This is a genomic window from Ruminococcus sp. AF31-8BH (assembly GCF_003460605.1).
GTDB classification, from domain to species: Bacteria; Bacillota; Clostridia; order Lachnospirales; family Lachnospiraceae; genus Blautia_A; species Blautia_A acetigignens.
Genome location: NZ_QTVN01000024.1, coordinates 1 through 13983 on the forward strand (window position 1 = coordinate 1; position 13983 = coordinate 13983).

A 13983-nucleotide genomic window follows, 5' to 3' on the forward strand; every position below is an offset into this window, starting at 1 on the left:
AAAACTGCGCCACAGCCTTGGCAGGCCATCGCGCAGCGATTTTGTTCAATCGGAATTTATTAAGGAGGATATGGATGAAACTGTTTTTATGTTCGCACTTTTCAAGTGTAGGAAGTTTGATAAAAGAAGAAATTGATAACAAGAAAGTCGCATTTATTCCCACAGCTTCGCTGCGTGAAGGCTATACCGGTTATGTCGGCTCGGCTCGAAAGCTATTCAATAAACTGGGAGCAGCCGTAACTGAAATTGATATTTCAACGGAGGCTTATTTAACGATACAGTCTGTTTTTGAAGATGCGGATGTGATATATTTTACTGGTGGAAATTCTTTCTTCCTTATGGACCAGCTCCGTAAAACGGGAACGGATGAGCTATTGAAGAAGGAATTGGAAAAGGGAAAACTGATGATCGGTGAATCGGCAGGTGCGATTATATGCGCTCCAACTATCCAATATATTGAACAAATGGATGAAAAGCCGGAGGACTACTCACAAGAAGATGATGCAGGGCTTGATTTGATTGATTTCTATGTTCTTCCGCATTATCTTACAGCACCATTTAAGAAAGTTACTGAGAAAATAATGACTGAATTTTCGGATTTGAATCTATCCCCAATTAACAACCGTCAGGGAATTGTAATTGATGGTGAAGGTTCAAAGGTTGTTTGCAAAGACTAATTTGAAAATTCCAGGTTGTAGTGAAAAACAATAACATAACACAGCATCAGTCATTGAGTTGGCTGGTGCTTTTTTCGTGGGGAAATGGAGGTGGCGGGATGTATCCGGTGTCGGATGCTTTTTTGAGGGCGATCAGAAGTAATACGAGGAAATATTTTTGGACGGGTACGATCGTTACCAAGGGCGGAATGACGTATGAGTTCGGGGCAAAGGAGATTGTGAAGGGCTCCGGGTATATTTCCAGGCAGTGCTGCGGAAGTACCGAGATTGAACTGGGGACGGTGTATGCGGCGGAGATGGGGATCACGCTTCTGAGTGATATTGACCGGTATACGCTGGAGGATGCACAGGTGACGCTGGTGTTTCATCTGGTGCTGGCGGATGGTTCGGTGGAAGATGTGCCGATGGGAGTTTTTGAGGTCAGTGAGGCGAACCGGCTGGCAAAGTGTCTGGAACTGAAAGCATATGATTTTATGCTGCGGTTTGACCGGAGTTTCAACGGGTTTGAGACTGTGGGGACTGCTTATGATTTTATTGCTTTGTGCTGTAAGAGATGCAAGGTGGAGTTTGCGAATAAGAGGGCGGAGATTGATGCCATGCCGAATGGCGGGGTGACGCTTTCTGTTTATACTGAAAATGATATTGAGACCTGCCGGGATGTGCTGTTTTATGTGGCACAGGTTCTGGGAGGTTTCTTTATTATCAACAGGGAGGGAAAACTGGAACTGAGAAAGTACGGGAAGGATCCTGTGATGAAGGTGGAGCAGAGACACCGGTTTTCTTCCAGTTTTTCGGATTTTATCACCAGGTATACAGCAGTGAGTTCTACCAATAAGCAGACGCAGATTGCAGAATATTATGCGCTGGATCCGGATAACGGGCTGACCATGAACCTAGGGGTGAATCCGCTTCTGCAGTTTGGGTTAAAGGAGACCAGGGAAATGCTGTGCAGGAATATCCTGGCAGATCTGTCGGTGATCCGGTATGTGCCGTTTGATTCGGATACCATCGGGAACCCTGCCCTGGATCCGGGGGATGTGCTGACATTTGCAGGAGGACAGGCGGATGAGGGACAGATCACCTGTATCACTTCCATCCGGCAGAAGATCGGGGGAAAGCAGAGCCTGAAATGCGTGGGAAAGAACCCGAGGCTGGCTCAGGCGAAGTCGAGGAATGACAAGAATATTTCGGGGCTGCTGAACCAGATTGAAGACAATGCGAAGACCGGGAAGATAGGGATCCATACGTTTACCAATGCTTCCGCACATGAGATCGGGCAGACCAGAGTGAAGCTGATCAGTATCCAGTTTGCTTCTTCCGAAGAGAACCATATGCAGTTTTTTGCACAGGTTATAGTGGATGTGGCTGCGGATCCGGTGGAACGGTCTGCGGAGGCTTCCGGGACTGTGGTGATTCCGTTTCCGGGCGGAAGCGGCTGTGGAACTGGAAGTGGTACGGGTGGCTCTGATGGAACCGGGGAGACATCGGATGCAGGAAGTTCTGAAAATGATGCGGCAGGGAATGAAGTTGGAAATACTTCTGGGAATGAGAATACAGGGAGTACGGATGATGTCGCTGGTGGCTCGGATTCCGAAACCGGAACCGGGAGTGGTTCGGAGGTTTCTGTGGATGTGAGCCTGCCGGTGAAGTGGCAGGAGGACGGACAGGCGGTCTGCCATGTGGTCTTTGAATTTAACAATGAGGAGATTGTGGAGCATTGTCCGGTGGAGACCTGGCATTCCGGGAAACATATTTTGTCGCTGTATTATCCCATTGAGAAGATCGTTGCTAATTATACGAATACATTCAATGTGTATCTCTGGATGGAGTATGGCAGCGGGACGGTTGATGTGGGAGACTGCATTGCTTCTGTCAGCGGACAGGCAATGGCGGCTGGGGAAGCCTGGGATGGAAAGCTTGAGGTGGAAGATTATACCACGAGATTTGCCATTGGCGGAGGACTGGATGTGAATGGTTTCCGGGAATCGCTGTCCATGCAGATGAAGGAGACGGTGAACAGAGGATTTGAAGTGTATTTTGCTGAGAGAGCGGGAATCAGCGGTTTCTGCAGGCCGGTAGAAATGGAGGGTGTGTGATGAAGTTGAAAGGTGAAATGGTCATTGAACTGACCGATACGAATACGGGTGCGGTGGAGACAGTTCAGGAGACGAACATGATCACGGAGGCAGTGAATAATATTCTGGGGCTGAATCCCATGGGGATTTATCTGAAAGCCAGCGGGGAGTATGACAATTCTGTTTTGTGGAACGGGAGGCTGCTTCCCATCTGCCCGAACATGATCGGGGGGATCCTGCTGTTTCCGGCAGTGCTGGAAGAAAAGGCGGATCATATTTACGAGCAGGGGAAGAACCTGCCGGTGGCTTATGCTTCCAACAATGTTAATTCCGGTTCCAATGTGGCGAGGGGAAGCCTGAACCAGACGGAGAGCAGGAAACTGGACAATGGATATAAGTTTGTGTGGGAGTTCACTCCCAGCCAGGGAAACGGGAATATTGCAGCTGTGGCACTGACCAGTGCCCTGGGCGGGCAGAATGCTTTTGGCAGTGCGGCAGGGGATGCCAGCACATTTCTGCTTCTGAAAAAGGTGGATATCGGGGATATCCCGAAGGCGAAGCAGATGACACTGTTTGAGGCAGTGGAACTGGATTTTGAAAAGAACCTGCTGTATTCCATTACCTTTGGGACTTCCAGTGTGACCATTACGAAGATCAGGATCCCGGTGTTTAACATCGGGCTGAATGAGAAGCTGGATGATACCACTTATACCGTACTGGAAGAGCAGACACTGACAACGGAAAGCTTTACGTTCCTGGGGGATTATACAAAGTACGGGGAGTTTATGGACGGGCATGACGGATACTGGTATGGATTTTCCAATGAGCCGAATTCTTCCGGGGATGCGAAGATGGTGTGGATCCGGATCTCCAAAAAGGATTATTCCTTTACGGAGGGAAGCTGGACACTGTCCAAGGCGAAGCTTTCGGAAGTGGGCACAAGGGCAAAGGACGGTTCCTATCCGGAACGGAATGTAAAATGCTGTGTGAGGAAGGGGTATCTGTATGTGCCTTCTTATGATAAGAAGGGAGTTTATAAGATCAATACTGCAAATTCAGCGGATGTGACACTGATCCCGCTGGGCTTTACTTCCAAGCTGAAATCCTTAGGCGAGGCCGGTTCCTGTGAGGTGTATATGACACTTCTCGGGGACATGATCGTGGCAGGGGATTTCCAGATCACGGCGGATGACAGGGTGATCAAGACGCAGGGGAGCGCAAGGTTTGAAGCCATGGCAACGCCTTTGTTCCAGTATAAGAACTTTGTGTTTATGTGGGGCGGCAGTTACGGAAAGGAGCACAGGTGTGCTTATCTTCTGACGCCTTATCTGGCAAGTATTAATAATCTTTCATCAGCAGTGGTGAAGAATACGGACAAGACCATGAAGATCACGTATACGCTGACGGAGGAAACAATATAGGTCTTTCTGCCGCAAGGCATGAAGATAGAAAACTTATTTACGGCAGTTCTCAGAAATGGGGGCTGCTTTTTTCATGGGAGGAGGATTCTGGCATGAAGGAATTTTGGAACTTTATTCAGATGGTTTTTATGGCTGTAGGCGGATGGCTGAGCTGGTTTATGGGAGGCTGTGACGGGCTTCTGTATGCCCTGATCGCTTTTGTGGTGATCGATTACCTGACCGGGGTGATGTGTGCTTTTGCGGACCATACGCTTTCCAGTGAGGTGGGATTCCGGGGAATCTGCAGAAAGGTGCTGATCTTTTTGCTAGTGGGAATGGCGAATATTCTGGATGTGGCTGTGATTGGGAACGGATCTGTGCTTAGAACGGCGGTGATCTTTTTCTATATTTCCAATGAGGGTGTGAGTTTGCTGGAGAATGCAGGGCATCTGGGGCTTCCGATTCCGCAGAAAATGAAAGATGTGCTGGAACAGCTGCATGACAGAGGAGAGGGGAGCGAAGGGGAATGAGAATTGCAAGGGAGAAATTTATCGCAGATATTGCGGGATATGTGAAGAAGTATGCAGGACTGTATGGGATTCTGGTGTTCTCGCCTGTGATCGCACAGGCAGTGCTGGAATCCGGATGGGGTGAGAGCAGGCTGGCCAGTCAGTACCATAATTATTTCGGACTGAAATGCGGCACCAGATGGACTGGCAGGTCTGTAAATATGCGTACACAGGAAGAATACAGGGAAGGGACGCTGGCTTCCATCCGTGATAATTTCCGGGTGTTTGATTCCATGGAAGAGGGCGTGAAGGGCTATTTTGAGTTTATCCAGCTGGAACGGTACCGGAACCTGCAGGGGATCCGGGATCCGCAGGAATATCTGGAAACCATCCGTGCTGACGGGTATGCCACTTCTTTTTCCTATGTAGAGAACTGCATGAAGGTGATCCGTCAGTATGAACTGACAAGATTTGATGAAGGAGGATGTGAGACTATGGCAAAGACTGCTGAGAGTGTTCTGGATGTGATGAGGGGCTGGCTGGGGTTCAGTGAGGCCAATGGAAAGTTTAAGGAGATTATTGACTTGTATAACAGTGTGAAGCCGCTTCCCAGAGGATATGCAGTGCAGTATTCAGATGAATGGTGTGATACCTGTGTGTCTGCCGCAGGGATCAAGGCGGGATGCAGTGAGCTGATCGGCAGGGAGTGCGGCGTTGAGGAGCATGTGAAGATTTTTAAAAAGCTGGGGATCTGGATTGAGGATGGTACCATCACGCCGGAGCCGGGGTACGTGATTGTCTATAACTGGGATAAGGCAGCACAGCCGAATGATGGGTACAGTGATCATATTGGTTTTGTGGAGAAGGTTTCCGGCGGAAAGGTAACTGCTATTGAAGGTAACCGGGGTGAAAAGGTTGACAGAAGGGTGATTCCCCTGGGATGGGGATATATCCGTGGATATGCAGCTCCGCGGTATGAGAAGGCTGTGAACGGAACCGGAGGGAAGCCTGGTACCGGAAAGAAGAGTGTAGAAACTGTGGTGAAGGAAGTGCTTGCCGGAAAGTGGGGGAACGGCGAGGACAGAAAGAAGAGACTGCAGGCTGCGGGATGTGATTATGGGGCAGTGCAGGCGAAGGTGAATGAGCTGGTGAAAGGCAGTGGGAAAAAGAGTGTGGAAGCTGTGGCAAAGGAAGTTATTGCCGGAAAGTGGGGAAATGGTGAGGATAGGAAGAAGAAACTGCAGGCTGCGGGATATGATTATGGAGCAGTGCAGAGAAAAGTGAATGAGTTGATGAGATAGTAGGAAGCCTGCTGTTATCTGTGGAGAAATCTGCGGATGATGGCAGGCTTATTTTTTTGTTTGAGGTTTCAAACTTTTATGTGACAAATATAACTGTCTGTGCTATTATAAAAACGATATAAGCGAAAATGACTTTTTCGGAAACGAAAGTATCTTTATATTTTTTTATCCGTATACTTCCTATAATGGGAATGAATACTTGCATAGTTGATTACTAATATTTTTTCATTATTACAGGTACAATAAGAACATGTAATAGCGGAAATGAGGTATAGTTACTTGCAGATAGAGAAGTATATTGCGGATAAAATAACATCTTTGTGTGAAAAGCGTGATATCAGTAAATATAGATTATCGCAGCTGTCGGGAATTTCCCAGTCATCACTGGGAAGAATCATGGCGCAGGAAAACCTGCCGTCGCTGATTACACTTGAAAAAATATGTACAGCTTTGGGCGTGACATTATCGCAGTTTTTTCAGGAAGGTAATTCAGAGAATCTGACAGAAAAACAGAAAGAAGTTTTAAGGATATGGAACAATCTGAGTACAAATGAGCAGGAAACAGTGATGTCAATGCTGCGTGGTCTTCGGAAGTAGAAGAACAGTTCGAGTATATGTATCGGCTGTTCTTTTTTTTGTTTTTAGGCGTTAAAACGGTAATGTTTTTCTTGTGCATAGTAGAACGTTAAAGTATAATAAAATTAGTTTTTTTGCATAAGTTTAAAAGCTATATCTATAATAAGGAAATCGGCAAACCAGATGAAAGTCTGGGACGCAAAGCTACAGGGCCTGTAAAATGGCAGCCAGTTGCATAAAATGAGGTGCACTGTCTGTCTGACGGTGCTTTTTTACGGTGTTATTTCATAGGCGTAACAATAATGATTTTATCAGGAAAGAATGAGGAAAATAAAAGTATGAAAAAGGCAAAACGTTGTCTGATTGCAGTGGTGTCAGGTGTACTTGTAGCATCTGCTGTCTTGTCTGGATGTGGACAGTCAAAGAAAGAAGTATCTAAAAATGATGATCATCTTACCGTTTATCTGTGGGAAAATCGTTTGATGAAAAATATTGCACCCTATATCCATGAACAGTTTCCTGATCAGGATATTGAATTTATTATTGGTAACAATGATACCGATTTATACAGTTATTTTAAAGAACATGATGAATTACCGGATATCATAACAGTACGTCGATTCTCTGGAACAGATGCACAGGACTTACAGCCTTATCTTATGGATTTTGCTTCTTATGATGTTGTTTCCAAGTACTATTCTTATGCGGTGCAATATTATAAGAATGAGGAGGATGAAATCCAGTGGCTGCCAATCTGTGGTATTCCGCAGACGATCATTGCCAACAAAACACTGTTTGATCAGTATGGCGTAAAGATTCCAGAAAATTATGAGGAATATGTACAGGCCTGTCAGCAGTTTTATGATAATGGCATAAAACCGTATTCCATGGATCTTGGTGAAGACTGGTCTAATAATGAGATCATCCAGGCGGCGGCAATCGGTGAGTTCACAAGCCTGGATGGTATTGAATGGCGAAACGGTGCAGAGACTGCATCGGATGAAGTAAAGTTTGATGATGCATTATGGAAACGTATTTTTTCAGAAACCAGCCAGTTTCTGAAAGACTCGCACTTTGGTAAAGAAGATATCAATATTGACGTCGATACAGGAATCCAGATGTTTGTCGAGGGAAAATCAGCAATGTTTCATGGACATCCGACGGTTATGCAGCAGCTGCAGAAACAGATGGATGCGGAGCTGACCCGTATTCCTTATTTTTCACAGACATCGGATGAATCCTATGTGTACATGACTCCGTCCTTAAACATTGCATTTAACAAAAACCTGGAAAAAGACCGGGAGAAACTGGATACTGCACTGGATGTGCTGGATTGTATGATTTCAGAAGAGGGGCAAAAACTGATTGCGGATGGAAGCGGTGTTATTTCATTGAATACAGATGTTCCAACCATGATGCAGGATGTGCCTGGACTGGAAGAGGAAATTAACAATAATGCTGTTTATATCCGATATTCCGCTCAAAAATCATTTGATGCAAGTCTTGAGGCTGTTCACGGATTACTGTCAGGGGAAATGGATGAAACACAGGCTTATGATACTTTGCGCAGTGTAATGAATCGTAAAGATCCAGAAGAAAAAGCAACGGTGAATTTTGAAAATGAATATTCCATTTCACTGAACGATAGAAATGGCCGTGATGCAGCATCTTCCATTTTAACTACGATCAGAGAAGAAAATGATGCACAGCTGGCTCTGGCACCATATTATTATTTCACTTCCTCTATGTATAAAGGAGAATGCACCAGCAGCCGGGTTGGCATGATGACAGCGAAGAGTTCAGATACAGCATTATATGTTACAAAAATTAATGGTAAACAGGTTTATGAACTCGTGGAAAATTATTTTGCTGATGCTGATGAGAATTTTTATGTAACCAATAAATACGAATTACCAATTGCATCCGGTATGAAAATTATCGTCAGTCAAGAGGAAAGTGGATTTTCGTTAAAGGACTTAACAGTTAATGATAAGAAAATAGACAAAGAAAAGGAATACTCTATTCTTCTTACAGACACCACAATGTCTGTTTTGACAAAAATAAATCCGAAATGTGAGATTGAGCAGCTTAAAGATACAACATTATCAAGTGCATGGACCGAAGCAATGTCAAAAGGACAGCAGCCGTCAGCACCGGAAGACTATATAGAGGTTGAACAGTAAAAGTGGAGATAGAACAAGCGGTAAATAAAAGAAAAAAAATAACAAGGCTGTTGCTTATACTACTTATTATTCTTTTAAGCTTAGTTTTTATAAAGTATCTTATAAGTAAGTCTAATAAGTATATCAGCGAAAATGGAAAAAGCAGTATGGGAGCTGTTGTTGAACAGATACAGCAGACCTATGATCTTCAAGTGAGTGGGTACTACAGCCAGTTGCAGTTGGTTGAGGAATTTTTACTTCGTGAGAGGGAGCTGTCTCTTGAAACGGATACGAACAAAAGTTTCTTTGAAGCATGGGAAAAAGAATCGGAAAGCACCCTTATATTCATTCAGGAGAATGGTCAGGCAATATCCGCAGATGGAACAAAAATGCGGATTGATATGCCAAGTAAATTTCTGCTGGACTTAAAGAATGGATACAATATTGGAAAACTGGTGCGTCTTGATTATGATCAGAAGAAAAAAGACGGTTATCTGGTTGCGATTCCATGTCAGGAATATACGATCAATGGGGAAACTTATACGGCAATTGGAACTGTGTATGATCATTCGAAACTGGATTCCATGTTAAAACTGAAAGGTTATGATGGGAAAGCATATTTGTTCATGCTGGATGATGACGGAAATATTACGTATACGAACCAGAGTGGTGATAAATACCTGCGTAATTATTCTTTGCTAAAACATTTAAAAGGGGAACAGGCTATTACAGAAGAAGAGGCTGATTTGTTCAAAAAGAAGTTTGATAACAGAGAATCCGGAGTTGCACTTTTGGGAAAACAGAACCCCTATTATCTGGGGTATTGCCCGATAGAAAGCAACAACACCATTTTGGTATGCATTGTGGCAAAGGGAGTTGTTGACAATGTGCTGATGGATTACCAGAAAACGGTGCTGTTTACAACAATACTCATGGCAGGTTTTATACTTTTACTTTTTGCCGGATTATTCTACAGTATTTCCAGACTTAGTCTTGCAGATCAAAGAGCAGAATATGAAAAAAGAAATAATGAACTTCATTTACAAACAATGAAGGAAATGGAAGTAGTCAATCAAAAACTGAAAAAGGCAAAGAACGTTGCAACAGAGGCTTTACAGACAGCTGAAAATGCAAATAAGGCGAAAACGGATTTCCTGTCTAATATGTCACATGATATTCGCACACCTATGAATGCAATCATTGGTATCACATCTTTGATCAGACATGATGCAGGTAATAAAGCAAAAGTTATAGAGTATGCAGAAAAAATAGATATTTCATCACAGCACCTGTTAGGAATTATCAATGATGTTTTGGATATGAGCAAGATTGAGGCAGGAAAAACAGTCTTCAAGTATTCTGACTTTTCTATTCTGGATTTTGTGCAGGAACTTGACACTATATTTCATTCTCAAATATATGAAAAGAAGCAGACACTTACAATTATAAAAGAAAATATTCAGCATGAGTGGGTGAATGGGGATCAGGTTCATTTGATGCAGATTTTCAGTAATCTGCTGTCTAATGCCATAAAATATACGCAGGAAGGTGGAAAAATTCAGTTTCTGGTAGAAGAATGTGAAACAAATTCATCCGTCTATGCAAAGTACCGTTTCTTAGTCAGGGATAATGGAATAGGAATGTCAGCAGATTTCAAAGATAAAATCTTTGATGCTTTTACCCGTGCCGAAAATTCTGTGACGAATAAGATCCAGGGAACCGGTCTTGGAATGGCTATTACCAGAAATCTGGTTGAAGCAATGGGAGGTACCATTGATGTGGAGAGTGAACTGGGACAGGGAAGTTGTTTTGAGGTTCTCATAGAGCTGAGAATTGCAGAGGATAGAACAGTTGCTCTGGCGGCACAAGAAGACACAGATGAGCAGGATGGTAATATTCTGCAGGGAATGAGGTTCCTGTGTGCAGAGGATAATGAGCTGAATGCTGAGATCCTGACGGAACTGTTAAAGATTGAAGGTGCAGAATGTACCATCTGTGAAAATGGTGAAGAGGTTTTGAAAGCATTTGAACAGTCTGCTCCGGGGGATTATGACATGATCCTGATGGATGTGCAGATGCCTGTTATGAATGGTTATGAGGCAACAAAGGCAATCCGCAGAAGCTCCCATGAACTGGCAAAGAAGATTCCGATCATTGCCATGACCGCCAATGCATTTTCAGAGGATATCCAGCATTCTCTGGCAGCCGGTATGAATGCACATGTTTCAAAACCGGTTGAGATGACGGTACTGGAGAAGACGATCAGAAGCATAAAATCCGGCGGGGGGGGGCACCGAACCGCAGGGCATTGAACAGTGACAAATGGTTTTGATACAGTAGTGTAATTTTATTAAATCAGAAGGTTGACAAAGAGATGTATAGAGAAATATATTTGACAGACAGACAGACGAACAGGAGATTTAATATGATTTCGAGAGCAAAGAAATATGTGGCAGTGTTACTGGTTTTTGTATGCGTGTGTATGATATTTTCTCCCCTGACTGCATATGCGGCCGAGGACAGTTCGCAGCATGAAACTGTCAAAGTCGGTTTCTTTGCCATGGATGGTTATCATGTGATGGATGAAGAAGGCAACCGCAGTGGGTATGGCTATGATTTTCTTCGGTTGATGGCCCGTTATTGGGATGTAGATTACGAATATATCGGATATGATAAGAGCTGGGATGATATGCAGCAGATGCTTGAAGATGGCGAGATCGACATGGTAACATCTGCCCGCAAAACACCGGACAGAGAAGAAAAGTTTGATTTTTCACGTCCGATCGGAACCAATTATGGGATGCTGACCGTCCGCAGTGACAACAGCACGATTGTGGACGGCAATTACAGCACTTACAACGGTATGCGTGTGGCGCTTTTGAACGGAAACACCCGGAATGAAGAGTTTGCGGATTTTGCAGACAACAAAGGATTTACATATGTTCCATCTTATTTTGATACGACCGCAGAGATGGAGGAAGCCCTTCAGAGCGAAAAAGTTGATGCGATTGTTACCAGTTCTCTGAGAAAAACAAACAATGAGCGAATCGTGGAGAAATTTGGCAGCAGCGATTTCTATGTCATTGTTAAAAAGGGCAATACAGAATTACTGAATGAGATCAATTATGCGATCGATCAGATGAATGCGGTTGAGGGTGACTGGAAAACGACGCTTTACAATAAAAATTATGAAAGCATAGAAACTAAGAATCTGGAATATACGGAGAAAGAAAAAAGTATTATTTCACAGTATTCCAAGGACAACCCGCTTCATGTTCTGTGTGATCCGACCCGTTATCCATATTCTTATAATGAAAATGGTGAGATGAAGGGGATTATCCCGGATTACTTCCGGAAAATTGCAGACTATGCCGGGATTTCCTATGAGTTTCTTACACCTGCCACCAGAGATGAGTATATTGCTTATCAGAAAAATACGGAAACCACAGATATGAGCATCGATGCACGCCTGGAAACAGATAACTATGCTGAGACGAAAAAATGGGGGATTACTGCACCTTTCATTACGATGCAGCTGGCAAGGGTGACACGGCGTGACTTTGATGGAAAAATTAATGTTGTTACTACTGTTGACCAGACAGCATCAAATTCCATTGAAGATGCAATGGCACCCGGTGCAGAAAAACTGATGTGCAGTACCCGACAGGAAATGATGGAGGCTGTCCGTAAGGGAAAAGCCGATGCTGCCTTCGTCTACTATTATATGGCACAGGCGTTTGTGAATAGTGACACCACAGGCACCATGGCATATACTTTGCTGGAACAGCCTACATACACCTACCGCATGGTAATCTCATCAACAGAGAACCATGCACTGGCTGGCATCCTGACGAAAGCAATGTATGCCATGCCAAAAAATCTTGTCGAAGATCTTGCAGCCCGGTATACCACATACAAAGCAGCAGATCTGACATTTGTTGACTGGATCCGTCTGCATCCTGTTGTTACTGTTTGGGTTCTTCTTATTTTCGGATGGCTGCTGACTACTATGGCTGTGATAGCAATGCGTCTCAGTGCAAGAGAAAAAGCTCAGAAGGCAGCCCAGGAGACGGCTGAGGAAATGGCGGAACTGGCAGAGCATGCGCAGGCTGCAAACAAGGCAAAAACAGCATTTCTGTCACATATGTCCCATGATATGAGAACACCGATGAATGCAATCATGGGATTTACCGGTATTGCAATGAAAAAAAATCCTTCAGACGAAGTGAAAAATTGTCTGGAAAAGATTGATGAAAGTTCAGAGTATTTACTGTCGCTGATCAATGATGTATTAGATCTGACTCGCGTGGAAAGTGGAAAAGTGAAATACAATCCGGTACCGGCAGATTTGAAAAGTATCACAGATTCTGCACTGGATATTACAAAAGGCTTTCTTACGAACAGGGATATCAGCTTTAAGATCCAGCGTGAAGAAGCAAAGATCCCAAATGTACTTGTGGATCCTGTACGTCTGCGAGATGTGCTGGTTAATATTCTGAGCAATGCCGTGAAGTTCACTCCGGATGGAGGGACGATTACATTTGAAGCCCGGTGTCAGGAAAAGGGCGGGGATGGATATATAAATATGCATTACCGCATTTCGGATACTGGTATTGGCATGAGTGAGGAATTTACAAAAGAAGTTTTTGAGGAATTTGCACAGGAAGATTCCGATGTGAGAACGCAGTACCATGGAGCTGGACTGGGGATGGCTATCGTAAAGAAGTATGTAGATATGATGGGTGGAACCATTTCCGTGCAGAGTAAAAAGCATGAGGGAACCACATTTACTGTGGATATTCCTTTGGAAATTACAGATAAGGAATGTAATAAGTCAGACACAGGTTTTTCTGAAAAGGTAAATCTTACAGGTGTGAATGTCCTTCTTGCAGAGGATAATGAACTGAATGCAGAGATTGCTGCCGTGCAGTTGGAAGAGTTTGGGATGAATGTAGAAAGAGCTGTGGATGGAAAGAATGCTGTTGAGATTTTCAGAAATCATCCGGAAGGCACATTTGATGTAATCCTGATGGATATCATGATGCCTGAAATGAATGGTTATGAAGCAGCAAAAGCAATCAGGGCAATGAATGACAGACCGGATGGAAAAAACATTCCTATTATAGCAATGACAGCTAATTCATTTGCAGAAGATATTCAGGCATCACTGGATGCAGGAATGAACGCACATTTGTCAAAGCCGATTGTGATTGATGAAGTTATAAAAACAATTTTAAGATATATTCACTAAAACTATATCGATGAAGGTATAAGAGGAAGGTA

At 43.8% G+C, this 13983-nt stretch carries 9 protein-coding genes and 1 riboswitch; all 9 genes read left to right on the top strand.

From position 1 onward, the window contains the following. The first annotated feature begins 74 nt into the window (after nucleotides 1-74). The 9 genes from DWZ38_RS20410 to DWZ38_RS20450 all read left to right on the top strand — a co-directional run bounded on the left by DWZ38_RS20410 (nucleotide 75) and on the right by DWZ38_RS20450 (nucleotide 13951). Entirely contained in the window at nucleotides 75-677 is a 603-nt protein-coding gene (locus tag DWZ38_RS20410; protein WP_062808204.1) for a Type 1 glutamine amidotransferase-like domain-containing protein, read from the top strand. Nucleotides 678-775: 98 nt separating this feature from the next. After that, nucleotides 776-2773, top strand: a complete 1998-nt coding sequence (locus DWZ38_RS20415) for a hypothetical protein (RefSeq protein ID WP_117855103.1) — start codon at nucleotides 776-778, stop codon at nucleotides 2771-2773. Beyond that, on the top strand, nucleotides 2773-4173 hold the full coding sequence (locus tag DWZ38_RS20420) for a hypothetical protein (protein ID WP_117855106.1): 1401 nt from the start codon (nucleotides 2773-2775) through the stop codon (nucleotides 4171-4173). Before DWZ38_RS20415 ends, DWZ38_RS20420 begins: the two co-directional genes overlap by 1 nt. Before the next feature lie 92 nt (nucleotides 4174-4265). Beyond that, a complete protein-coding gene (locus DWZ38_RS20425; RefSeq protein WP_117855108.1) occupies nucleotides 4266-4682 on the top strand; it encodes a phage holin family protein in 417 nt (138 codons plus the stop codon). Beyond that, on the top strand, nucleotides 4679-5962 hold the full coding sequence (locus tag DWZ38_RS20430; protein ID WP_178105398.1) for a glucosaminidase domain-containing protein: 1284 nt from the start codon (nucleotides 4679-4681) through the stop codon (nucleotides 5960-5962). The genes DWZ38_RS20425 and DWZ38_RS20430 overlap by 4 nt, the downstream gene beginning before the upstream one ends. A 318-nt stretch (nucleotides 5963-6280) precedes the next feature. After that, complete coding sequence (locus DWZ38_RS20435) at nucleotides 6281-6559, top strand: helix-turn-helix transcriptional regulator (protein ID WP_243000445.1); 279 nt, start codon at nucleotides 6281-6283, stop codon at nucleotides 6557-6559. A gap of 142 nt (nucleotides 6560-6701) precedes the next feature. After that, a riboswitch (cyclic di-GMP riboswitch) is annotated at nucleotides 6702-6777 on the top strand. 99 nt (nucleotides 6778-6876) lie between these two features. Beyond that, nucleotides 6877-8721, top strand: coding sequence for an ABC transporter substrate-binding protein (locus tag DWZ38_RS20440; protein WP_117855149.1), 1845 nt, complete (start codon nucleotides 6877-6879; stop codon nucleotides 8719-8721). A gap of 146 nt (nucleotides 8722-8867) precedes the next feature. Further along, the gene (locus tag DWZ38_RS20445; RefSeq protein WP_117855113.1) at nucleotides 8868-11012 is read left to right on the top strand and encodes an ATP-binding protein; all 2145 of its coding nucleotides are present in this window, start codon (nucleotides 8868-8870) and stop codon (nucleotides 11010-11012) included. Nucleotides 11013-11125: 113 nt separating this feature from the next. Then, nucleotides 11126-13951, top strand: a complete 2826-nt coding sequence (locus DWZ38_RS20450; RefSeq protein WP_178105400.1) for a transporter substrate-binding domain-containing protein — start codon at nucleotides 11126-11128, stop codon at nucleotides 13949-13951. Nucleotides 13952-13983: the final 32 nt, after the last annotated feature.